Source organism: Ornithinimicrobium sp., assembly GCF_035267225.1.
Lineage (GTDB): Bacteria > Actinomycetota > Actinomycetes > Actinomycetales > Dermatophilaceae > Ornithinicoccus.
In genome coordinates, this window is sequence record NZ_DATFMA010000023.1 from 1 (window position 1) to 22,368 (window position 22,368).

Here is a 22,368-nt window from a genome sequence, read left to right on the forward strand (position 1 = left end):
ATGCCGGCGGGGCGGCGCGGGGTGTAGCCGAACCCCGGCAGGTCCAGACTGATCACGCGGTGTCGCGTGCCGAGCCGGGCATGCTGCGCCTCCCAGTCCTCCAGACTGCGGCCGATGCCGTGCAGGAGCAGAGCCGTTCCCTCCTGAGGAAGGGCCGGTTCGGTGACCCGCACCCGGACCTGCGTGCCCGCCGCCTCAACAGTGGTGTCAACGGTGCTCATGCCGAGGTCGATCAGTTCCGCGTCGAGGTGGGCAGGCTCGACGCCCCGCCTGGGTCCCGGGCGAGCTGTCTGGCCGCCACCGCCGTGAGGATCCGCCCGCCGGCGGTGGGGGCGAGCCGTTCCACGAGATCGACAGCCACGCTCGTCCATCCCACGAGCACGCGCGCCCGGCGCCGACGCGCCCCGGCCAGAATGGTGCGGGCTGCAGCCGCCGGCTCCATGGTCAGCAGTCGACCGAAGGCCTCGCGCCCGGCCTGAGCCTCGGCCTCGTCCATCCCCGCGCCGGTCCGTGAGTCCGCGGCGATGCGAGTGGCCACGCCACCAGGATGCGCCGTGGTCACGCCCACACCCTGCGCCATCAGCTCACCGCGCAGCGCGTCGCTGAAGCCGCGGAGCCCGAACTTGCTCGTGGCGTAGGCCGTCTGACCAGCGGGGCCCACCAGACCGAAGAGGGAGGACACGTTGATGACGTGGCCGCCCGGGTGGGCGGTCAGGGTCGGCAGCAGCGCCTTCGTCAGGGCGATCGGAGCATGGAGGTTGACCTGCAACAACCAGTCGATGTCGGCGGTGCTGAGCTGGTCGAACGCGCCGGCCAGCGCGACCCCCGCGTTGTTGACGAGCACGGTGACCCCCTCGTGCTGACGCAGGACGTCGCCGACCAGCCCGTCGACGGCCTCCGGCGCAGCCAGGTCGACGGGATGTGCGCTGATCCGCAAGCCGGGGTAGCCGGAACGGAGCTCGCGGACCAGCTCGTCAAGCAGGTCCGCCTTCCGGTCGACCAGGGCCAGATGGCTCCCGGCCGCAGCGAGCTGGCGCGCCAGCTGCTCGCCGATGCCGCCCGCGGCGCCGGTGACGACCGCGGTGCCGCCGGCGTAGTACAGAGGGGGCAGCTTCGGCGGCTTCATGAGGTTCCCCTGTGTCGGCTCGCCATGTCGGGGTGTGAAGACGAGGTGGTTACCTACCCGTCCGAGCAAGAGCTCGAGCGCCTCCACGAAGTAGTTCTGCGGCACGGTCCAGGGTCGCCGCGTGCCGAGCCGAGGCATCTGGCCCTGGGCGCGGCGGATGTATCCGGCCTGCAGGGTGATCAGGGGGCGACGAGGCCCCGGCGGCGCCGCGCCTGGCGTGACCACGGCATATCCGCGTCGTTCCAGGTGAGCGAGTAGGCGGCAGAGATACCGGGCCACCAGGTCGGCGCGCAAGGTCCACGATGCGTGCGCGGACCCGACGGTGAACGTCAGGTTCGGCACTCCTTCCAGCATCAGTCCGCGGTAGGCGATCCGCGAGGCGGGCTCGACCCGCTCACCGTCCACCACCAGGGTCATCCCGCCGAAGAGCAGTACCCGCAGCCCGGTCGCCGAGACCACGATGTCGGCGGCGAGGTGCCGTCCGTCGGTCAGGCGGACACCTTCGCCGGTCAGCGTCTCGATGGACCCGGTCACCACATCCGCCCGACCGTCGGCGATGGCTCGGGTGAGGTCACCGTCCGGGATGAGGCATACGCGCTGGTCCCACGGGGGGTAGTCCGGTGTGAAGTGGGTGTCGAGGAGGTCCTCGTCCGGCAGGTCGCGGCGCAGGCTGGCGCGCAGGAGCCGTGCGAAACGCTCCGGGTGGCGCCGGGCGACGGCGTACGTCACGTGCTCGTAGACCACGCTCGCGAGCCGGGTGACCCGGTGTGCCACAGCCGCTGGAAGCCACCGGTGAGCAGCCTGCGTGGACCGGCTGACGCTGGGAACGGAGGCGACCCAGCTGGGGGAGCGTTGCAGCATCGTCACCCGCGCGGCGGTGTGCGCCAGTGCCGGCACCAGGGTCATCGCCGTCGCCCCCGAGCCGATCACGACCACGCGGCGTCCTGCCACGTCCAGGCCGGGCGGCCACTGTTGCGGGTGCACGAAGGTGCCCTCGTAGCCCTGCCTCCCGGGGAGGTGCGGTTGGTAGCCCTGGGCGTAGTCGTAGTACCCCGCGGCCAGGTGCAGGAATCCGCAGGTCATGGTCTGGGGTCCGCCTGGTCCGTCGACCGCCACCGTCCAGCGCTGTTCCGGCGTCGACCACCGGGCCTCTCGGACGGTGGTGCCGAACCGGACGTGCTCGACGATCCCGGCCTCGCGGGCGGTGTCGGCGACATAGGAGCGGATCTCCGCACCATCGGCCAGCTTGGTCTGTGCCGGCCAGGGCCGGAACGGGAAGGCGAACGCGGCCATGTCGGAGTCGGAGCGGATGCCCGGATAGCGGAAGAGGTCCCAGGTGCCGCCGATGCGCTCGCGAGCCTCCAGCACCACGTACGTCGTGCGCGGACGTCGCTCCTGCAGCCGCCAGGCCGTGTCGATCCCGGAGATGCCCGCCCCGACGATGACCACGTCGTAGTGGTCTGCTGGCGCGGGGGAGTCGAAGGTCACCTCCCCAACCTAGACACGCGAGCGCGCATGGTCGCTGCCGGGGCGTCGCGACCCTGAGCGCCGCTGTCAGGGGGCGGCGTTGCGGCGCGGCTCCCCGGGGTAGGTGCCGAACGACCACTGGTTTCCTTCGGGGTCCCGCACGCCGAACTCACGGCTGCCGTAGTCGCGTTCGTGCGGCTCGTCGGGAACCTGGAGGCCGGCGGCCTTCGCCCGGGCCAGCACTCCCTCGACATCCGAGGTCACGATGTAGGCGGAGGTGGTGCCGGGCCGCTGGGTGAACGGGCCGTCAGGCTTGTGGGTGCCGAGCATGACGCCACCGCCTTCGGGCCAGGAGAGCTGGGCGTGCTGGATGACACCCTGCTCGTCGGTGTAGCGCGCGGTCTCCTCGAAGCCCAGGGCGACCAGGGTGTCGATGACGCAGAGGGGGTCGTGGGCTTGGAAGGCGGGCCAAACTGTAGGTGGGGGGGCGTTGTCGTCCATGCGCTTCAGCCTGACGCCTGAGCCGCCGCTCCCGCTTGGACGTTTGGGAACTCCTCGCGCAGCCACAACGTCGGGCCGAGGCCGGCGAACTCGGTGAACTCGCGGACCAGGTGCGCGTGGTCGTAGTAGCCGTTGTCCACCGCGATCTCGGCGATGTCCAACGGTCGGCCCAGCGCCGACCGGAGCGCCACGGCGCGTCGCGCGGCGTCGAAGCGCATCAGCCGGGCCGCCGTCTTGGGGCTCAGCCCGGTCTCGGCGCGGAACACGTCGGTGAGTCGGCGCCGGCTGTACCCGACATGATGTGCGAGCTCGGCGACGCGTGCTCGACCACGACCGCGGGCAAGGCAGCGCCAGGCCTCGGTGACCTCCGGTCGGACGACTCCGCCCTGCTCCGTAGCCAGCCGCGCGGTCAGGAACTCGGTGACGACGGCATAGCGGGCCGACCACGAGGTCGCAGCGGCGAGGTTCGCGTGCACTTCCTCCAGCTGGCTCCCCAGCAGTTCACGGGCGTCCCAGGACGTCACCGGCAGCGCCGCGGCCGGCAGACCGAACAGTCGCCGGGCCCCCAGGGGGTGCAGGGCGACCTGGATGCCACGCCATCGCCCCGGTTGGTCCACCCAGGCGGCCGTGGTGTGCAGACCGCCCAGCACGGTCCACTGGGAGTGATGTCTCCCCTGTAGCCAGTCATGGAACGTCGCCGCGGTGTGCACCGGCTCGTCGATGCTGAACACCATCACCAGCGAGTCGGACGGCAGCCCGCGGTGCACACCGGGACTCAGGCCGGTGGCTGCGTACCCGACCATCGAGCGAACCTGCGGGTGCAGGCACGGGTGCACGGTGGCGACGGGCGGCGTCGCCTCTGCGCTGTCTGTGGTCGTGCTATTCCTCTTCGCTGAAGGCTTCCCGCAAGGCGGCCTCGTCTTCGCGGGAGAGGTTGGTGTGGATGAGCTCGGCGTGGGACCCGGCGAAGGCCTCACGCACCCGGTCGCGCACACCCTCGGAGGTCATGACGAACAGCGCGGAGGTGCCGGGGGTGACCTGCTGGCGCACGTTGTCGATGAAGTCGTCGTCGATGCCGACGTCGGCGAGCATTCCGGTCAGCGCCCCGGTCGCTGCGCCGACGGCGGCACCGAGCAGGGGCACGAAGAACAGAAGACCGAAGAGCATGCCCCAGAAGGTGCCGCTCATGGCCCCCGCGGCGGCGAGGTTGTTCAGCTGCCGGGTCTTCGGCTTCTTCGCATCGATCGGCCACGAGACCGTCGCGGCGTCGTGCACCTTGATCAGGTCTTGCTGGGTGAGCTCTTTCAAGGTGCTGACGGCTCCGTCGGCGCCGGACTCGTCGGCGAACTTCCATACGGTCAACGTGGCGGCCATGATGCTCTCCTCGGGGCAAAGGCGGGTGGACGACAGTATCCCTCACTGCAGCGCCGCCGTCAGCCTCATCACGTTGTCCAGGTAGCGGTTGACCAGGCTGCGCTGGCTCCAGTCCTGCTCGGTGAGCAGTCGTGAGCGCGCGCGGTAGCCGTCCTCGACCGCCTTGACCCGCTCCACGACCTCGCGTCCGGTGAGCATCATCGAGACCTCGTAGTTCAGTGCGAACGAGCGCAGGTCCATGTTGGAGGAGCCGATCACCACCACGTCGTCGTCTACGGAGAAGTGCTTGGAGTGCAGCACCAGGGGCGCCTGGTAGAGGTAGATCTTCACTCCGGACTCCAGCAGTGCTTGGTAGTAGGAGCGCTGCGCGTGCCACACCATGAACTGGTCGCCCTGCTCGCCGACGAACAGCTCGACGTCGACACCGCGTTGGGCCGCGGTGGTCACGGCGTAGAGGAGGGACTCGTCCGGCACGAAGTACGGGCTCGTCAACGAGAGGCGATGCCGTGCGCCGTAGATCAACGAGGTGAACAGCCGCAGGTTGTTCTCCGCTCGGATACCCGGGCCGCTGGGGATGACCTGGCCCAATACTTCGCCGGGCCCGGAGCTCTGAGCGGTGTTCGGAATGGCCTCCAGCTCCCCCCAGAGGGCCTGGCCGGTCTCGACGTACCAGTCGTTGGCGAAGACGGCGTCCAGACACCGCGCGAGCGCTCCGTCCACCCGACACGTCAGCTCGACCCACTTCCGGCCCGCCTTGTGGTTCTTGGGCTTGTTGTAGCCGGGCTCAGTCATGTTCTGCGAGCCCATGACCGCAACGGTTCCGTCGATGACGAGGATCTTGCGGTGGTTGCGCAGGTCCACCCGCCGGGTGAAGTCGCGGCCGAGGCGCACCGGCAGCATCGCGTGCCATTCGATCGCGGTCCGGGCCAGCTTGCGCCGCAGCTCCTTGTAGACGGGCAGGCCGCGAGTGCCGAGGTGGTCGAAGAGCAAGCGCACCGGGACACCGCGCTCGGTAGCCCGGACCAGCGCGGCGAAGAACGGCTCGGTGCTCTCGTCCCAGGCCGTGATGTAGAACTCGGCGTGGACCCACTGCGTCGCGGTGTCGATGATCTCGGCCATCGCCAGGATCGAGTCGTCGTAGTCGGGATAGAGCGAGACCTCGCTGGACGCCCCCGGCGGGAAGGCCCCCAGATGCTCGTTCAGGCGCATCGCCGAGGAGATGTGCTCGGGTGTCACGGCGTCCGGGCTGGCTACCTCTCCACGTCCGAGATGGCCGTTCAGGTAGTGCGTGGCACTCGTCTGGCGCTCACGGCGCACCCCGCCGATCGAGGTGTTGCCGAGCCCCCACCACGCCGCCAGGCCGAAGAAGGGGAAGAGGAGGATCAGGACGACCCACGCCATCCCGGAGGACGGCCGGCGGCTCACGGGTACGAAGCCGGGGGCGACGACACGGACGAGGATCCGCAGCGTCACGTACGCAATGAGAACCGTCGCGGTCCAGTTCGATGCGTCCCAGTCATCCATCCGCGTTGCTCTCGGTGGGTGCGAGGTCAACCTGGCCGCCGAAAAGCAGGGTCATCTCGACGTCCACGTTCTCCAGCTCGGCGTCGTCAAGCATGCGTCGGAACGCCTGCTTGTTCGCCTCCGGGGGCTGGCCGATCGCGCTCACCGAGACGGTGAAGTCGCCGAAGTTGTTGCTCGCCGACACGTCCGTGACCACCCAGTCCTCCTGCTCGGCCCACTTGTCCGCGACGTCCTGCACCTGGATGACCAGGTAGTGCTTGAGCAGGACGTTCCCACTGCCGACGGCCAGCGGGAGGCTGACGACGAACAGCATCGCCCCCACCCCGAAAAGCGTCCGGCCGCGGAGCTTACCGACCTGGATGCCGGAGCCCTTGGCGATGTCACGCACTCCGGCCAGCAGCATGAGCAGGGTGCCGGTGGCGATGATCGCGGCCACGTTGGTGCTGAACAACACGAGGGCGCCGAAAGACTGCTGCCAGGCTTCGGCCTCGGCCGTGAGCCCGATCACCGCCAGCGGGGGCACCAGGCTGATCGCGATGGCGACCCCGGGCAGGGTGTCGGAGATCTCGGAGCGCAGGAGCGCGAAAGCCCCGACCAAACCCGTGGCCAGTGCCGCGACGAGGTCGATGATGCCCGGGTTGACCCGCCCGGAGACCTGGGAGTTGGTCTCCGCGACCACCGACACCGGCATGACGAGGCCGAGCAGGTAGCCCACCGCGATGACCAGCAGCGCACCGCCGGCCACGAGAGAGGCACTGCGCAGCATGGCTCGCCGGCGCGCGAGGACGATCGACATCGCGGTGCCCAGGATCGGCGTCATCAGTGGCGCCACGATCATGGCGCCGATCACCGTGGCGGTGGAGTCCGCGATCACTCCTGCGGTGGCGATGACGGCAGACAGCGTCAAGAGCACCCAGAAGGCCGACAGGTTGCGTGACTTATCGCCTTCGGTCATGAAGACCTTGCCCGAGATCCGCTCCACGTCCCCGGGGGTGACCGTGCCGACGATATTCACCTTGGCACCATATCCCTCACCGTTATCGCTGCTCATGACGCTAGCCGATGGCTTGCTTTTCCCCGTAGTGTGCCGCTAGTTCAGCTTCGCCGAAAGGAATTCGTGGTCACGAAAGGCTTTGTCTTCGACACCGGATACGGCCGCCTTCTGCTGCGCTCGGCATTGGTGGGGGTGCTCACCGGTGTCTCGGTACTGGTCTTCTTCGCCGCCGAGTACCTGCTGCATGAGCTCGTCTGGTCGGGCCAGGAGGTTCCCAGCGGCTGGTTCAGCGGCTCGCTGTACGCGGTGGCGATCGTGATGGTGGCCGGTGCGCTCGTCGGCTACCTCCGGGGGCGGTTTCAGATGACCGGGCCGGACCCCAACTTCATCGACGAGCTGATCGAAGGAGAGGTCGACCCGCGGCACTCGGTGCGCATCGCGAGCATCGGCCTCACCAGCCTCGTCGGAGGGGCCTCGGTAGGCCCAGAAGCGTCCCTGGGTTCGTTGGGAGCGGGAATCGGCACCTCGGTCGCCGAGCGCCGCGGGGGGGACGAGGAGGAGAAGGCCGACCTGACGTTCGCCGGGATCTCCGCCGTCTTCGGCGGGTTGGGCACGTTCGCCTACGTGGGCCCGATCATGGCGATGGAGATCTACCACCCCCGGTGGTCCAGCGGCTTCAAGCGGATCGCGCCCGGGCTCATCGCGGCGGTGGCCGCCTTCCTGGTGCTCTTTCCGGCCTTGGGCACGCCCTTCCTGGCCGTCTACCAGCTTCCCGCTCCGGAGCTGCGGCTGTGGTGGATCCCGCTCGCGCTGCTGCTCGGCCTGGTCGGGGCGGCGCTGGGCATCTTGATCGCGGTGGTGATCGGGGTGTCCACCCGGCTGGCTGCCCGGGTGAGCAGCCCACTCGCCCGGGCCCTCATCGGTGCGGCGGTCATCGCCGCACTGGGATACGCCTTGCCGTTGACGATGTTCAGCGGCCGGCAGGAGCTCGACGTCATCCTGAACCACGGAGCCTCGCTCGGCGTGGGCCTGCTGGCCATGGTGCTGGTGGGCAAGATCCTGGCCTTCGCCATCTCCATGCGCTGGGGGTTCTTCGGCGGGCCGTTCTTCCCACTGCTCTTCATCGGCGCCGTCCTGGGAACTCTGCTGGCCGAGATCATCCCCGGCTTGCCCGCGGTGGTGGCGGTGAGCTCGCTGGCGGCCGGAGCCTGTGCTTCGCTGATCCCGTTGCCGCTGATGGTCATCATCCTGACCAGCATGATCTTCGGGCTTCCGCTGGAGATGACCGTCCTGCCCTCGATCGCGACCGTGATGGCCTACCTCGCCGTGCACGGCACAGGGCTGTTGGAGTGGCTGAAGCAGGTCAAGGACCGTTAGGCCCTGGCCTGTTGCCCCGGGCCCCGGCATCCTGGGGACACCGAGGGAAAGGGAACCCATGGCACCAGGCTTGTCGCGCGACCACACATCCGCACCTCGAGCGGGCAGTGGTGACCATCTCGATGATGCGACCGTGCATCAGCTCGACCGGTGGTGGCGGGCCGCGAACTACCTCTCGGTGGGGCAGATCTATCTGCGGGACAACCCTCTGCTGCGCGAGGAGCTCGTCCCCGAGCACGTGAAGGCTCGCCTGCTCGGGCACTGGGGCACCACACCGGGGCTGACTTTCCTCTACGCGCACATGAACCGGGCCATCGCCGAGCGCGCTCTCAACACGATCTACGTCACCGGCCCCGGCCACGGCGGCCCCGGCCTGGTGGCCGCCTCGTATCTCGAGGGCACCTACTCCGAGACCTATCCCGACATCGGCGCGGACGCCGACGGGCTGCGACGGCTGTTCCGGCAGTTCTCCTACCCCGGCGGGATCCCCTCCCACGTCGCCCCGGAGACCCCGGGCTCCATCCACGAGGGAGGCGAGCTCGGCTACGCCCTCTCGCACGCGTACGGCGCCGTGTTCGACAACCCCGACCTGCTCGCCTTCACGGTCGTCGGCGACGGAGAGGCCGAGACCGGGCCACTGGCGACATCCTGGCACTCCAACAAGTTCCTCAGCCCGGTGACCGACGGCGTCGTCCTCCCGGTGCTGCATCTCAACGGCTACAAGATCGCCAACCCCACGGTGTTGGCGCGTATCGGCCAAGACGAGCTGGCTGACCTGATGCGCGGCTACGGCCACACGCCGTACTTCTTCACCGCGGGCTTCGACGACGAGCCGATCGAGAGCATCCACCGACGCTTCGCGTCGCTGCTCGACACCGTCCTCGACGCCATCGCGCAGATCAAGGCCGACGCCGTCCAGGCCTCGGCCGAAGGCGAAGAGGTCCAGCGTCCCGCCTGGCCGATGATCGTCTTCCGCACTCCCAAGGGCTGGACCGGCCCGAAGGAGATCGACGGTAAGAAAGCCGAAGGGTCCTGGCGCAGCCATCAGGTGCCGCTGTCGAGCGCGCGCGACACCGAGGAGCACCTGGGCAACCTGCGCGACTGGCTTCTCGGCTACCGGCCGGAGGAGCTGTTCGACGACGCGGGAGCGGTGAGCCCGGACATCCTGGCCGCCGCCCCCACCGGCCAGCTGCGGATGAGCGCCAACCCGCACGCCAACGGCGGTCTGGTCCTGCGCAACCTGCGGATGCCGGACTGGCAGGACTACGCCGTGCCCGTCGATGCCACGCTCACCGAAGCGCCGCGGGTGCTGGGCGAGTTCCTGCGTGACGTGATCGTGCGCAACCCCGACAACTTCCGGATCTTCGGGCCGGACGAGACAGCGTCCAACCGGCTGCAAGCAGTGTTCAGTGTCACCGACAAGCAGTGGAACGCCGACTACACCGAGACCGACGAGAGCGACCCCATGGCGCGCTCCGGACGCGTGATGGAGATGCTCAGCGAGCACCAGTGCCAGGGGTGGCTGGAGGGCTACCTGCTCACGGGCCGGCACGGGATGCTGAGCTCCTACGAGGCCTTCATCCATCTGGTCGACTCGATGTTCAACCAGCACGCCAAGTGGCTCAAGGTCACCAACCACATCGAGTGGCGGCGGCCTATCGCGTCCCTGAACTACCTGCTGTCATCCCACGTGTGGCGCCAGGACCACAACGGGTTCTCCCACCAGGACCCGGGCTTCATCGACCATGTGGTGAACAAGAAGGCGGACATCATCCGCGTCTACCTGCCGCCGGACACCAACACCCTGCTCTCGACCTACGACCACATCCTGCGCACGAAGCAGTACGTCAACGTGGTGGTCGCGGGCAAGCAGCCGGCACCGACCTTCATGTCCGCCGAGGAGGCCATGCTCCACTGCACCCGTGGCCTCGGGATCTGGCCGTGGGCAGGCACCGAGACCGAGGGCGTCGAGCCCGACGTGGTGCTTGCGTGCGCCGGTGACGTCCCCAGCTTGGAGGTGGTCTCGGCCGCCGACCTGGTCCGGGAGCACATGCCCGAGCTGTCGGTGCGCGTGGTCAACGTGGTCGACCTCATGCGCCTGCAGGACGACAAGGAGCACCCGCACGGCCTGTCCGACCGCGAGTTCGACACCATCTTCACCAGTGACAAGCCCATCCTGTTCGCCTACCACGGCTATCCGTGGCTGATTCATCGGCTGACCTACCGCCGCACCGGGCACGCGAACCTGCACGTGCGCGGCTACATCGAGGAGGGCACCACGACGACGCCCTTCGACATGCTCATGCTCAACAAGCTCGACCGCTTCCAGCTGGTCATCGACGTGATCGACCGGGTGCCGGGCCTGTCCGACCGGCACGCCGGGCTGCGCCAACGGATGGTCGATGCCCGGCTGCGGGCCCGCGCCTACACCCGGGAGCACGGCACCGACTCGCCGGAGGTCTCGGCGTGGGTGCGTCCCGACGTGGGCGAGACTGCGACCGAGCACGGCGGACCGGCGGTGATGTCGGACACCGGCGGCGACAACGACTGACGCGGCGCAAGCGCGTCACGGCGTTGGTTGCCGCCTCGTACTCACCGTCCCGGATGGCCTTCGGCGTCCCAACGCAACAGGTCACCGGGCTGACATTGCAGGGCCTGGCACAGGGCGGCCAGGGTGGTGAACCGGACCGCCTTGGCGCGGCCGTTCTTGAGCACCGCCAGGTTGGCCGGCGTGATGCCGACCTGCTCGGCGAGAGCGCCGACGCTCATCTTGCGCCGAGCCAGCATGACGTCGATGTCGACCACGATCGCCATCAGATGACCTCGTCGAGCTCTGCGCGCATGGTGCGGGCTTCGGCGTCTCGATCCACTGCTTGGACGAGCAACATCCGCATGATCCACACCACCAGCGCCACGCCTGCCACCAGTAGCCCGGCTCCACCGAGCAACAGCACCAGCCCCGGCGGCACTGCGTGCCCCGGGGCCACCACGACGCCCAGGGCGAAGGTGAGCAACGAGCCGACGGCGATGGCGCCGATGACCACATCTACCCAACGGAAGGCGGCCGGACTGAACACGGTGCCGCGACGCACCATGGTCGACAGGCGCCACGTGCAGACCAGCACGACCTGGATGGCCACGATGCCCACGGCGACGATGCCCAGGATGGGTATCCGGACCTCGGTGATGTCGCCACCCACTTCGCGGAGGTCGATGGCCAACAGCGGGACCATCACGAACAGCACGAACAGGGTGCCAGCGAAGCCCGCGCCCAGAACCGCCCGCAGTGCCATCAGACCGACAGTGTTCATGTGTCCTCCTAGATTGATTAACAATCGAAACACATTGAAAGTCGATAAGTCAACTGGCTCCGGCCTTCCGCGCAGGTGGTTCGGTGCGAGGGCTGCGGCGTCCCGCGCCGCGCGAGGAGCGCCGCGTCGGGGTAGACATTTGTCAACAATTGGACAACTCTAGATGTCGACGGTCCGGCCCATGCCCAGCGCAAGCGATGACGTCGCAGGCCGGAAGGCCCGATCTGGAGGTACTGACCCCCATGGAATCTCTCGCTCGACGGCTCGGACTGCGGACCGACCCGATCATCTTCTTTGTCTCCGCCGGCCTGATGATCGTCATCCTGGCCCTGCTGCTGCTCTTCCCGGACCCCATCGGGTCGGCCTTCTCGGCCAGCCGGGAGTGGATCACCTTCAACTTGGGATGGTTCTTCATCCTCGGGGTGACGACATGGTTGTTCTTCCTGCTGTTCCTGGCCTTCAGCCGCTTCGGTCGGATCCGCCTCGGTGGCAACGAGGCCAAGCCCGACTACGGCAACCTGTCCTGGTTCGCCATGCTCTTCGCCGGCGGCATCGGCACCGTCCTGATGTTCTGGGGTGTGGCCGAGCCGATCTCGCACTTCGGCGCTCCTCCGCGGGACGTGGAGCCCTACAGCGCCGCCGCGGCGGAGGACGCCATCGCCTTCTCGCTCTACCACCTGTCCCTGCACACCTGGGCCATCTTCACCCTTCCCGGCCTGGCCTTCGCCTACTTCATCTACCGGCACAAGCTGCCCATGCGGGTCAGCTCCGTGTTCTACCCCTTCATCGGGGAGCGGATCCACGGCCCGATCGGCAAGACCATCGACGTCTTCGCAGTGCTGGGGACGTTGTTCGGTCTGGCGGTCTCGCTGGGCCTGGGCACCTCGCAGATCAACGCCGGGCTGACCGAGCTGCTGGGCTGGCCCGACGCGGTGTGGCCCAAGGTCATCATCATCACCACGCTCACCGTGGTCGCGGTGGCCTCCATCGTCGCCGGGCTCGACAAGGGCGTGCGGCGACTGTCGAACCTCAACATCCTCATGGCCGTCGGCCTGATGATCTTCGTGCTGCTCTTCGGCGACACCGTCTTCCTGCTGCGTCAGGTGATCGAGAGCGCCGGAATCTACGCCTCAGAGGTCGTGCCGCTGTCGTTCTGGAACGACGCCATGGCCGGCTACACGGACGACGGCTGGGGCTGGCAGGCCAGCTGGACGGTCTTCTACTGGGCGTGGACCGTGACCTGGGCGCCCTTCATGGGCGTCTTCCTGGCCCGGATCTCGCGGGGCCGGACCATCCGTGAGTTCGTGCTGGGAGTGCTGGTTGCTCCCTCGCTGTTCACCCTGGTCTGGTTCGCGATCTTCGGCTGGTCGGCCATGCGCATCGACGGCATCGGCGGTGACGGCGGCAGCATCTCGGCCGCCGTCTCGGAGAGCATCCCGCTGGCCATGTTCGCCTTCTTCGACAACTTCCCCGCGGCGACGTTGATCCAGGGCATCGCGGTCGTGGTCGTGGCCCTGTTCTTCGCGACGTCGTCCGACTCGGCCTCCCTCGTCGTCGACATCCTGTGCGCCGGCGATGCCGAGGCGGGCCCGGTTCGTCAGCGCGTGTTCTGGGGCGTCTCGGAGGGCACCCTCGCCGCCTCGCTCATCGTCCTCGGCGGCGAGGCGGGGCTGGTCGCGTTGCAGGAGGTCATCACGGTGATCGGCCTGCCCATCTTCATCCTCGTGTTCGCGATGATGTTCGCCTTGCTCAAAGCGCTGATCGCCGAGAAGGACGACCTGATGCGCCCACCCGGCACGGCGCCGGAGGAGCTCGAACGTCGAGTCAAGGAGGGCGAGCCGCGCGACTCCGACACCACCTGGCACGGCGACGGCCAGCAGAAAGTCGAGGCCGAGTCCCGGGAGTAGGCACCCCGCACCTTTCTCCCGGACCAGGCCGGGTGGGGCCTCAGCCCCGCCCGGCCTCGGTCAGGTCAGCCACAGCTGTCTCACCACGATGAACAACGCGACGAGCACCAGGCAGATGATCTGCCACCTGAGCAGTCTGCGTTCCTCGCGCAGCGACTCGCGCCGCTCCCGCTCGTGGCGCGTCCCCGCGTCTTCGCCCTCCTCGGGTGGGTCGACGACGTGATGGGCACCGACGATGCTGTCGGGCCCAGAGGACGTCATCTCGGTAGCGCGACCTTCCCTGTCTTCTCCGTCTTGTCCCACGACATCTCGGCGCCACGGAGCTCGTAGACGTAGGAGGTGAAGGTGACGGCGCACAACAACGGACCGTACCCGCCGAGGTAGACGAAGAAGGGGCTCAGCCAGCGCCGCCCTTTCTCCTCAGCCTTCTTGCCCAGCCATGCGACGGGCATGCACAGGGCCAGCCAGGAGTAGGCGATGAGCATGACCACGTGGGTGCTCGTCTCGCCCCAGGTCAGTCCCGTCATCGCCGACCAGAGGGAGGCGAGCCAGGAGAACAGCACCGGCGCACACGTGTAGAGGATCACCAGCAACGAGACCACGCCCGGGAACGCGATCGCCTCGCGCCAGGCCCGCCGAGCGGTGGTGGGGTCGATCGCGAGCGCGAACGTCGTGATGAAGAGGTAGGACAGCGCGTTGATGATCCAGAGGTGCTGGAACACCGCCCATGCGCGCTCGAAGTCGGCGAAGTACAGCGTGAGCAAGGCAGCCGAAGAGACGATCATGAAGATCGGCAACAGGAAGAGGCAGAACCAGAAGACGCCGAAGGTGAAGCTCCCCAGGTTGTGGCCGGAGTGGGGCCGGAACCACAGGCTTTTGTAGCGCAACGTCACCTGGACGTTGCCGCGCGCCCAGCGCAGGCGCTGCTTCCACAAGCCGACGATGCCGTCGGGCTCTTCCGCCCACACGGTGGCGTTGCCGTCGAAGACCACCGTGTTGCCGGCCAGCTGGGTGTTGAACGTGGTGAAGGTGTCCTCGGCGAGGCTGGTGGTGTCGATCCTCCCGCCGATGGCCTCGAGGTTGGCCCGGGAGTGCAGCTGCGCGCCACCGGCGAGGCAAGCCAGGGCCCCGAGCACGTTCTGGCTGCGTCGAGCAGCGGCCTGAGCGGTGACGTACTCGTAGGCGATGAACCGCTGGAGATAGTTGCCGGGCTGGCTGCCCTCCTTGATGTACGCAGTCACGGCACCGACGTCGGGGTCGGCCAGGTGCCGTGTCATCTTGCGTAGGGAGTCGGGCTCGTAGATGACGTCCGCGTCCATGATGAGCAGAGCCTGCATCCAGTTCTCGGCCAGGATGATGGCGAGACCGTGGTTGAGCGTGTGGGCCTTGCCCTCTCCGCCCTTCTCCCGCCGCAGGTGGACCACCTGCCCCGGGTACTGTTCGGCCTTGGCCAGGACGACGTCAGGGGTCGCGTCGGTGCTGGCGTCGTCGACCACGTAGACCCGCAGCCGGTCGGGCGGGTAGTCGAGCCCGACCAGCCGGTCGATGCTGGCCTCCAGCACCGCCGCCTCGTTCCACGCCGGAACGAGAATGCCGACCCTCGGCTCGTACGGTGCCGTGTCGGCGTAGTGGTTCTTCCAGGCGTGTGCGCCGATGAGGAGGAACTGATACGTGGCAGCCAGCAACGGCACCGCTCCAGCGAGCACCAGGGCGACCAACACCCAGAGCCCCAGATCGGCCAGGAGGCCGAAGAGGTCGCCAGGACTGGTCATCCGGCGACCGCCTGCGCAGCATCCGCCACGTGGTCCCACGCGCCGAGTGCATCGAGGCTGTGGGCGTCGGAGGAGGGCACCAACTCGACGCCGAGAGCACAGAGCCTGTCCACCATGGGCACCGACGGCGTGCGCCACTTCTCGTTGACCTCGATGACCGCCCCGGACGCGCGCACGGCGGCCGCCAGGGTCGAGAGCATCTCGTCGGTGACGAGCGAGACGTCGATGCCCGCCTTGGGGAGCACGCTGAACAGGTGACCCACGACCACCAGCTCGTGTACGAAGACGGCTCGTGCGGTGGCCAGGACGAGCTCGGCGACCGCGTCGTCGGCCCGCATCCGATGAGTCTCGATCCGGCGGCGCATCTCCTGGGGGGTCACCGGGCCGGAACGAGTCGGGAACTGGTGGTCGGCGATGACGACCTGCTCGATGCCGCGTAGGTCGGTCGGAAGGTCCACCCTGCCTTTCACGTCCAGGATCTTGGCCTCCACCCCGCAGACGACGTCGATCGGGGCGGCCGCACGGATCCGGTCCAGCTCGGCGACGTAGTCGGGCACCCAGGTGGAGCTCGCGCGCACGTGGTCGGTGACGTGGATGCGGTGCAGTCCCGCCGCCCCCGCCGCGCGCACCATCTTCTTCGGGCTGTCGCTGCCGTCGGTGAGACTCGTGTGGGTGTGCCAGTCAGTCTCGAGGTCGAGGGGCAGGGTCATCGCAGGGCCCCCACTTCGGTGTCGGCGTACTCGTCGATCTCGACCACGACGTCGGCGAGGTAGCGCACCATGGCGACCTCGCGGAACGGGATGAAGGCGGGTACGGACTCCCCGAGGGCCTCGGCGAGCGCCAGGCCCGCGAGGTTGGCTCCGGCGGCGGCCGAGAGCACCAGCGAACCGGGCAGACGGGGGTTCACCTCGAGCAGAGCCGGGGTCCCGTCACTGCGTCGGCGCAGCTGGACGTTGGCGATGCCTCGCAGACCGATCGCCCGGCACACGGCCACGGCCTGCTCGATGCACTGCTGGTCGTGCACGGTCCGCCCGGCGACGGCGACGCCGGAGTCCACCCGGTCGCGCCGACGAGGCACGGCCGCCACGACAGCGCCGTCGGCGCGTACGAAGACATCGACGCTCAGCTCCTCACCGGGGAGATACTCCTGGACCAGCTGGCTCCCGTCCCGGGGTAGCCCGGCCAGGTCTTCAGCCTCGTGCACCAGCCGGATGCCACGGGAGCCACTGCCGGTCCGCGGCTTGACGATGCTCGGATAGGCCATCGGGGTGTCGACGAGGAGCTCGCTCGTGGCGGGGACCTCGCACGAGCCCTCGCAGACCTGTGCGAGCTCGGCCTTGTCCAGACACACGGCCAAGGTGGATGCGGGCGCCGACAGCAGGGTCGTGCCCTGCGCTGCGAGCAGGTGAGCAATGCGCGCCAAGGGCAGGAGCTCGGAGTCGACGGTCGGTACCAGCACGGAGATCCCGAGGCGCCGGCAGATCCTCAGGATGCTGTCGGCGAAGTCCGGGTCGTCACCTCGGGGGACGACCAGCCGGCGGGCTTGGGGCACGAGGTAGAGACCGGAGGCGACGGGGTCCATGTCGGCAGCGAACATCTCCACGTCGGGGCGGGAGGCCAGCTGCAGGAAGCCGATCGCCGCGGGTCCACCGGCGCCGGTGACCAACACGCGGGCCGGCCGGCCGGGATCGGTCTGCGCAGTCGAAGGGGCGTGGTCGTCGCGGGTCGGGGCCAGAGCGAGGTCAGACGGCAACACGGTCGACCCCCTGGCTCTCGCGCACGACCTCGAAGGGCTCGGCGAACCGGGTGCGCGCGAAGCGTCCCCAGTAGCGGGCGGTGGCGGTCAGCATGTCGGGCTCGAGGTAGTCCCGGATGGAGGTCTGGGTGGCGAAGGCCGCGATGGCCTCGAGCTTGGCGTCCATCCCGGTGCCGACCGGAACGAACATCGTGGGCCGGAAGTCGATCGTGGCGCTCGGTGACTGGTAGCACAGCACCCGCTGAACCCCCCTGGCGGCCACCAGCGTCGCGGCATGCACGGCCCGATGGTCCTGATGCAGGTCGTGCGCGGAGTGGACATAGATCGTGTCGGGCTGCACGTCGGCGCAGACACCCTCGATGAGGTCGATGGTGGGGCCACGGTCGGGGATGGCCGTGTCCTCGAGGTCACCCAGCACGAGCGTGCCCCCGAGTCGGGTGGCGGCCTCCTGGGCCTCGGCGGCCCTCAGCCCGGCGTCACCGCCGCGTCGGCCGGAGCTGGTGGTGAGGATGGTGAGGTGGTCGCCGGCACGCACGTGCCCGGCCAGCGTGGCCCCGGCTCCGATCTCGACGTCGTCGGGGTGGGCGCCCACGGCGAGCACCCGGCGCCCCTGCGCGCGCCGGTGGGCCACCGCGCTGTCGATGGCCTGCAGGACGGCGTCGCGCTGCAGCGGCTTGGTCAGGAAGTCCGTGACCGCACCTTTGACCGCTCGCACGGCCGCGTCGACGGTGGCGTGCGCCGTGATGAGCAGCACGGGCAGCCGGGCGTCGCGCTGGCGAGCAAGAGCCGCCAGCTGCAGCCCGTCCATGCCGGGCATGTGCAGGTCGGTGGCGAGGACGTCCCACCGGCCGCGGGTCAGGTGCTCGGCGGCCGTGGCGGCGCTGCTGCAGTAGGTCGCCTCATAGTCCGGCCGAGGGTCGAGGTGGTGACGGAGGACGAGCAGAGCATCGGGGTCGTCCTCCACGACGAGGATGCGGGTGGAAGGTGTCATGGAAACCACCATGAGCCTCGACGGTTGCCGATCTCGGTGTGGAACGGTTGCGGATCGGGAGCAGGTTTCGGCTGCTCAGATGTGGGCGTCCTCGCTCGCGTCGAGGCGGTAGCCGATGCCACGCACGGCTTGCAGGGGCGAGTGGGACGCCTCCTCCCAGCCCAGCTTGCGGCGCAGACGGAGTACGGCGAACTTCACCCGGTCCTGACCGGTGCCGCTGTCGTCGCCCCACGCGGCCGAGAGCAGCTGAGCCGGGGTGAGCACCTGGCCGACGTGCCGCAGGAAGACCGCGAGCAGCCGGAACTCCAGCGGCGTGACCCGGACGTCCTGGCCGTCCATGGTCACCACGCCCCGCGTCGGGGAGAGCACGAGACCACCGTGCGTGACGTCTGAGCCTTCCCACTCGGCGCCGTCGGCGCGCCGCAGGAGCGCGTCGATCCGAGCGAGGAGCTCGGCGTTGTGGAAGGGCTTGGTGAGGTAGTCGTCGGCGCCGCCCCGCAGCCCTCTCACCTTGTCCTCGTCACGTCCAGCCGCCGTGACGAGCAGGACCGGTACATCGCTGACCTCCCGGATGCGGGAAAGCACATCCCAGCCGTTCATACCCGGCAGGCCGATGTCGAGGACGATGAGCTGGGGACGCACCTCATGGGCGCGCCGCAGGGCGGTGGGCCCGTCCGGGGCGGAGGAGACCCGGTGGCCGTTTCGCTGCAACAGCATCGTCAGGACGAGCGCGATGTCCTCGTCGTCCTCCACGATCAGAATGCGGGCCATCTCAGTCGTCCTCGTAGGGGAGGCGGACGGTCATGGTGGTGCCCACGCCAGGCGTGCTGTCGACGTCGACGCTGCCGTGGTGCTCCTCGACGATGAGCCGGGTGATCGCGAGCCCGAGCCCGGTGCCTGCCGCGCCGCCGGCAGCGCTCGAGGCGCGGAAGAAGGCGTCGAAGACTTTGGGCACCTCTGCTGCGGGAATGCCCAGCCCGGTGTCGGCCACGGCGACCGCCCAGTCGTGGCCGGGCTCCCCTGGCCGGCAGGTCACCGTGACCCGGCCGCCGGCCGGTGTGTACTTCAACGCGTTGCCCACCAGGTTGGAGAAGACCTGCTGGAGCCGGACGGAGTCGGCGCGGACGCGAGGCCCGGGTGCCGTCTGCACCTCGAGCCCTACCTCCTTCTCCGCCGCCACCGGCTGCTGCTCGGCGGCCACCTGTCGGACGAGGTCGGGGAGGTCCACCAGGCCCAGGGACAGCGGCAGCGTGTGCGACTCGAGCTTGGCGACCAGCAGGAGGTCGTCGATCAGGCGCAGCAGTCGGTGGGAGTTGCGGTCGATGACCTCGAGCACCGACTCCTGGTTCTCGTTGAGCGGCCCGGTATCGGGGTCACGGAGCATGTCGGCGAAGCTCACCACCGAGGTGAGCGGGGTGCGCAGCTCGTGGGAGACCGTGGCCACGAACTCGTTCTTCAGTGCGGCCAGCTGCGCCAGGGAGCGGTTCTGGTCGGCGAGCATGACGTTCTCGACGATCCGCTGGGTGATGTCGCGGTACACCCACAGGTGTCCGGCCGGGCGTCCTGCGTTCCGGATCACGACGTAGTCCCGTTCCAGAGTGCGGCCGTCTGCCGTCGCGAGGTGTTCGGCCAGCACGGACTCCCCATCGGCCAGCAGCCGCTCGACGCCCCCGACAAAGCCGTCGGGATCGGCGAACAGGTCCTTCACGGCGTGGGCCGCCATCGAGCAGTCGGTGCCGAACAGGTCCTCGGCCGCCACCGGGAAGCCGAAGAGGTCGACCAGCGCCTGGTTGGCCACCAGGACGTGCCGGGTGGCGTCCTCCAGCAGTACCGCCGCGCCGAGATGGTCGATCAGGCTGCGCATCTGGGCGGTGGCGTCGGCGAGCCTGCGACGGCGCTCGCGGTCCTCGGTCACGTCTGCGGCCCGCGCGAGCAGGGCTCCGACCTCAGGCAGATCGCTCAGGTCCTCCATCACGACCTCGCAGGTCAGGTACTCGCCGTCGGCGCGGCGCAGGCGCAGATCCTCACTCTCGTGTGGCTCGCGCGTGCCCGCCCTCACCTCGGCCATGAGGTCCAGGGCGCCTGCTTGGTCCTCCGGGTGGACCAAACCGAGGAATCCGCCGTCGAGCGCCGTGTCGGTCGGGTAGCCCAACATGTCCTCGCCGGCGAGGAGCACACACCCGCTGTCCGTTCCACACTGGACCAGAGCCCGCGTGGAGTGGCGGACGATGGCCTCGTAGCGTGCTTGAGAGGCGCGGAGCAGCTCTTGGGTGCGGCGCAGCTCCGTCATGTTGCGCAGGAACCCGGTGAACTCACGGCGGCCCTCGTGAACGGTAGGCACGACGATGAGCTCGACGACGAGCCGGGTCCCGTCGCGACAGACGGCAGGCAGCTCGAGCCGTCGGTTGAGCACGGGGCCCTCACCGGTGCGCAAGAAGGTCTCGAGCCCTTCGCGGTGGGCGCCCGCGAGCTCGGGCGGGATGAACAGCTCTTCGAGTCGGCGCCCCCAGGCCTCCTGCCGAGACCAGCCGAAGAGGAGCTCCGATGCCGGGTTGAACTCGACGACCACCCCGCGCTCGTCGATCGTGACGATCGAGTCGAGCGCGGCCTGCACGATCGCGGTGCTGCGGTCGGTGGCGCGCCGGTCCACCCGACCCGCCGTGACGTCGTCGGTTACGCCTCGTGGCCCCCCAGGCCGACCATGCCCCTCCACCCCGTCACGATAGGCCTTCGGTAGTGGTCGTTCCTCGCCTCTGATGCGAATCTGGCCAAGCCTTGCTCACAGCGGACCGCACCCGGGGTTGTTGCTGACGTGATGATGACCCGCTGCTGACATGGTCGCCCTGCGCTGCCGAGGGGTCCCAGGAACGTCACGCGTCCCCGCGCGCCAGCGGAGGACGCGTGCTAGCCCCTCGCGGGCTCGTCCTGAGCGGCTGCGTCGCCGAGCACCCGGTCCCAGGTGGCCAACGCCTCGCTGACCAGCGCGTCGTCCACGATCAGGGCGGGGATGAAGCGCACCACCTGTCCCCAGGCTCCACAGGTCAGCAGCAACAGGCCGTGCTCGTGAGCGCGGCGCTGAGCGGCCGAGGCCGCTGCGGGGTCGGGCCTGCCGTCGGCGTCGCGGAACTCCACCCCCTGCATCAGTCCTAGACCCCGCACGTTGCTCTTCGCGGGCAGATGCGTGCGCACGGAGTCCTCCAGACCGGCGCGCAGCTGTTCTCCCCGCTGCGCGGCGTTGTCCACCAGCGCTTCGTCCTCGATGACGTCCAACGTGGCCAGGGCGGCGGCGCAGGCGACCGCGTTGGCCCCGTAGGTCCCACCCTGGGAGCCGGGCCACGCTCGCTCCATCAGCTGCGAGGAGGCGGCGATCGCGGACAGGGGGAAGCCTGAGGCCAGGCCCTTGGCGGTGATGAGCACGTCCGGACGGCCGGCGAAGTGGTCGTGGCCCCAGAACCTGCCGGTCCGCCCGTACCCGGCCTGAACCTCGTCGACGATGAGCAGGATGCCATGGCGGTCCGCTCGTTCGCGGAGGCCGGCGAAGAACTCGGTGCTGGCCGGCACGTACCCTCCCTCGCCGAGCACGGGCTCGACCATGAAGGCCGCGGTGTCCTTCGGAGAGCTGACCGTCTGCAGCAGGTAGTCGAGCTGGTCCAGCGCGAACTCGGTCGCCTGTTCCGGGGTCCAGCCGTAGTGCCAGGGGTCGGGGAAAGGGCTCAGGCTCACGCCCGCCATCAAGGGGGCGAAGCCGGAGCGGAACTTGGTGTTGGAGGAGGTGAGGGAGGCGGCGGCGACCGTGCGGCCGTGGAAGCCGCCGTGGAAGGCGATGATGTTCGGCCGCGCGGTGGCCTGACGCGCCAGCCGGAGGGAGGCCTCGACGGCCTCGGACCCGGAGTTGACGAAGAAGAGCTGGTCCAGCCCGGTGGGCAGGACCCCGCCCAGACGCTCGACCAGGCTCAGCAGCGGCCGGTGCATGACCGTGGTGTACTGCGCGTGGATCATCTTCCCGGTCTGCTCCCGTGCTGCCTCCACCACTCGTGGATGGCAGTGCCCGGTGCTCGTCACGCCGATCCCGGCGGTGAAGTCCACGTACCGTCGCCCCTGCTCGTCGTACACGAGTGCTCCCTCGCCACGTTCCACCAGCACCGGGGTCGCTTGGGCGAGGACGCTGGACAGCTGGGCCATGGGAGCCTCCTTGGTCGGGGATACGAGGGCACGGGAACGGCTGTTGCAGATTGTTGACAATACGCGGTCAACGGTAGCCTGACCAG

Annotated in this window: 20 protein-coding genes; 3 read left to right on the top strand and 17 right to left on the bottom strand. The window is 69.0% G+C overall.

The features are described 5' to 3' along the window. From VJ976_RS01350 to VJ976_RS01380, 7 genes are all read right to left on the bottom strand, one after another. The coding region (locus tag VJ976_RS01350) for an alpha/beta fold hydrolase (RefSeq protein ID WP_324098158.1) at positions 1-221 on the bottom strand (221 nt) is incomplete at its 3' end. An 11-nt stretch (positions 222-232) separates the two neighbouring features. Continuing rightward, positions 233-2,614 (bottom strand): NAD(P)/FAD-dependent oxidoreductase, encoded by a 2,382-nt coding sequence (locus VJ976_RS01355; RefSeq protein WP_324098160.1) that lies wholly within the window; start codon positions 2,612-2,614, stop codon positions 233-235. Positions 2,615-2,680: 66 nt separating this feature from the next. Then, entirely contained in the window at positions 2,681-3,094 is a 414-nt protein-coding gene (locus VJ976_RS01360; RefSeq protein ID WP_324098161.1) for a VOC family protein, read from the bottom strand. Between the two features lie 5 nt (positions 3,095-3,099). Continuing rightward, a complete protein-coding gene (locus VJ976_RS01365) occupies positions 3,100-3,897 on the bottom strand; it encodes a helix-turn-helix domain-containing protein (protein WP_324098162.1) in 798 nt (265 codons plus the stop codon). A 76-nt stretch (positions 3,898-3,973) separates the two neighbouring features. Further along, on the bottom strand, positions 3,974-4,468 hold the full coding sequence (locus tag VJ976_RS01370) for a DUF1269 domain-containing protein (protein ID WP_324098164.1): 495 nt from the start codon (positions 4,466-4,468) through the stop codon (positions 3,974-3,976). A gap of 42 nt (positions 4,469-4,510) precedes the next feature. After that, entirely contained in the window at positions 4,511-5,992 is a 1,482-nt protein-coding gene (cls, locus tag VJ976_RS01375) for a cardiolipin synthase (RefSeq protein WP_324098165.1), read from the bottom strand. Beyond that, positions 5,985-7,007 (bottom strand): DUF389 domain-containing protein, encoded by a 1,023-nt coding sequence (locus VJ976_RS01380; RefSeq protein WP_324098167.1) that lies wholly within the window; start codon positions 7,005-7,007, stop codon positions 5,985-5,987. The genes cls and VJ976_RS01380 overlap by 8 nt, the downstream gene beginning before the upstream one ends. 102 nt (positions 7,008-7,109) lie before the next feature. Between VJ976_RS01380 and VJ976_RS01385 the strand changes: the two genes are divergently transcribed. Together VJ976_RS01385 and VJ976_RS01390 are read left to right on the top strand one after the other, a co-directional pair. Beyond that, entirely contained in the window at positions 7,110-8,363 is a 1,254-nt protein-coding gene (locus VJ976_RS01385) for a chloride channel protein (RefSeq protein WP_324098169.1), read from the top strand. Positions 8,364-8,421: 58 nt separating this feature from the next. Further along, positions 8,422-10,914 (top strand): phosphoketolase family protein, encoded by a 2,493-nt coding sequence (locus VJ976_RS01390; RefSeq protein ID WP_324098171.1) that lies wholly within the window; start codon positions 8,422-8,424, stop codon positions 10,912-10,914. A gap of 41 nt (positions 10,915-10,955) precedes the next feature. Here the strand turns inward: VJ976_RS01390 and VJ976_RS01395 are convergent, their stop codons facing one another. Then, complete coding sequence (locus VJ976_RS01395; RefSeq protein WP_324098172.1) at positions 10,956-11,177, bottom strand: helix-turn-helix transcriptional regulator; 222 nt, start codon at positions 11,175-11,177, stop codon at positions 10,956-10,958. After that, entirely contained in the window at positions 11,177-11,674 is a 498-nt protein-coding gene (locus VJ976_RS01400) for a DUF2975 domain-containing protein (RefSeq protein WP_324098174.1), read from the bottom strand. The genes VJ976_RS01395 and VJ976_RS01400 overlap by 1 nt, the downstream gene beginning before the upstream one ends. Positions 11,675-11,916: 242 nt before the next feature. Here VJ976_RS01400 and VJ976_RS01405 point away from each other — a divergent pair, with 242 nt between their 5' ends. Continuing rightward, positions 11,917-13,581, top strand: coding sequence for a BCCT family transporter (locus tag VJ976_RS01405; protein ID WP_324098176.1), 1,665 nt, complete (start codon positions 11,917-11,919; stop codon positions 13,579-13,581). A 60-nt stretch (positions 13,582-13,641) separates the two neighbouring features. Here VJ976_RS01405 and VJ976_RS01410 read toward each other — a convergent pair whose 3' ends face one another. The 8 genes from VJ976_RS01410 to VJ976_RS01445 all read right to left on the bottom strand — a co-directional run bounded on the left by VJ976_RS01410 (position 13,642) and on the right by VJ976_RS01445 (position 22,282). Further along, entirely contained in the window at positions 13,642-13,842 is a 201-nt protein-coding gene (locus VJ976_RS01410; RefSeq protein WP_324098178.1) for a hypothetical protein, read from the bottom strand. Beyond that, a complete protein-coding gene (locus VJ976_RS01415) occupies positions 13,839-15,353 on the bottom strand; it encodes a glycosyltransferase family 2 protein (protein WP_324098180.1) in 1,515 nt (504 codons plus the stop codon). The genes VJ976_RS01410 and VJ976_RS01415 overlap by 4 nt, the downstream gene beginning before the upstream one ends. Then, positions 15,350-16,063: a PHP domain-containing protein gene (locus VJ976_RS01420; protein ID WP_324098182.1), complete on the bottom strand. Its 714-nt coding sequence runs from the start codon at positions 16,061-16,063 to the stop codon at positions 15,350-15,352. Before VJ976_RS01420 ends, VJ976_RS01415 begins: the two co-directional genes overlap by 4 nt. After that, complete coding sequence (locus tag VJ976_RS01425; protein WP_324098184.1) at positions 16,060-17,109, bottom strand: ATP-grasp domain-containing protein; 1,050 nt, start codon at positions 17,107-17,109, stop codon at positions 16,060-16,062. Before VJ976_RS01425 ends, VJ976_RS01420 begins: the two co-directional genes overlap by 4 nt. Then, entirely contained in the window at positions 17,096-18,100 is a 1,005-nt protein-coding gene (locus tag VJ976_RS01430; RefSeq protein ID WP_324098185.1) for a response regulator, read from the bottom strand. Before VJ976_RS01430 ends, VJ976_RS01425 begins: the two co-directional genes overlap by 14 nt. Before the next feature lie 75 nt (positions 18,101-18,175). Next, on the bottom strand, positions 18,176-18,871 hold the full coding sequence (locus tag VJ976_RS01435) for a response regulator transcription factor (RefSeq protein WP_324098186.1): 696 nt from the start codon (positions 18,869-18,871) through the stop codon (positions 18,176-18,178). 1 nt (position 18,872) lies between these two features. Further along, the gene (locus VJ976_RS01440) at positions 18,873-20,813 is read right to left on the bottom strand and encodes a PAS domain S-box protein (protein ID WP_324098188.1); all 1,941 of its coding nucleotides are present in this window, start codon (positions 20,811-20,813) and stop codon (positions 18,873-18,875) included. Between the two features lie 191 nt (positions 20,814-21,004). Then, the gene (locus tag VJ976_RS01445) at positions 21,005-22,282 is read right to left on the bottom strand and encodes an aspartate aminotransferase family protein (RefSeq protein ID WP_324098190.1); all 1,278 of its coding nucleotides are present in this window, start codon (positions 22,280-22,282) and stop codon (positions 21,005-21,007) included. Positions 22,283-22,368 lie beyond the last annotated feature (86 nt).

Bases quoted from the DNA above. Each gene is read 5' to 3' on its own strand.
- cls (WP_324098165.1), bottom strand. From the start codon at position 5,992: ATGGATGACTGGGACGCATCGAACTGGACCGCGACGGTTCTCATTGCG.
- VJ976_RS01390 (WP_324098171.1), top strand. From the start codon at position 8,422: ATGGCACCAGGCTTGTCGCGCGACCACACATCCGCACCTCGAGCGGGC.
- VJ976_RS01395 (WP_324098172.1), bottom strand. From the start codon at position 11,177: ATGGCGATCGTGGTCGACATCGACGTCATGCTGGCTCGGCGCAAGATG.
- VJ976_RS01435 (WP_324098186.1), bottom strand. From the start codon at position 18,871: ATGGCCCGCATTCTGATCGTGGAGGACGACGAGGACATCGCGCTCGTC.
- VJ976_RS01370 (WP_324098164.1), bottom strand. From the start codon at position 4,468: ATGGCCGCCACGTTGACCGTATGGAAGTTCGCCGACGAGTCCGGCGCC.
- VJ976_RS01445 (WP_324098190.1), bottom strand. From the start codon at position 22,282: ATGGCCCAGCTGTCCAGCGTCCTCGCCCAAGCGACCCCGGTGCTGGTG.
- VJ976_RS01405 (WP_324098176.1), top strand. From the start codon at position 11,917: ATGGAATCTCTCGCTCGACGGCTCGGACTGCGGACCGACCCGATCATC.
- VJ976_RS01400 (WP_324098174.1), bottom strand. From the start codon at position 11,674: ATGAACACTGTCGGTCTGATGGCACTGCGGGCGGTTCTGGGCGCGGGC.
- VJ976_RS01410 (WP_324098178.1), bottom strand. From the start codon at position 13,842: ATGACGTCCTCTGGGCCCGACAGCATCGTCGGTGCCCATCACGTCGTC.
- VJ976_RS01430 (WP_324098185.1), bottom strand. From the start codon at position 18,100: ATGACACCTTCCACCCGCATCCTCGTCGTGGAGGACGACCCCGATGCT.
- VJ976_RS01415 (WP_324098180.1), bottom strand. From the start codon at position 15,353: ATGACCAGTCCTGGCGACCTCTTCGGCCTCCTGGCCGATCTGGGGCTC.
- VJ976_RS01360 (WP_324098161.1), bottom strand. From the start codon at position 3,094: ATGGACGACAACGCCCCCCCACCTACAGTTTGGCCCGCCTTCCAAGCC.
- VJ976_RS01365 (WP_324098162.1), bottom strand. From the start codon at position 3,897: ATGGTCGGGTACGCAGCCACCGGCCTGAGTCCCGGTGTGCACCGCGGG.
- VJ976_RS01420 (WP_324098182.1), bottom strand. From the start codon at position 16,063: ATGACCCTGCCCCTCGACCTCGAGACTGACTGGCACACCCACACGAGT.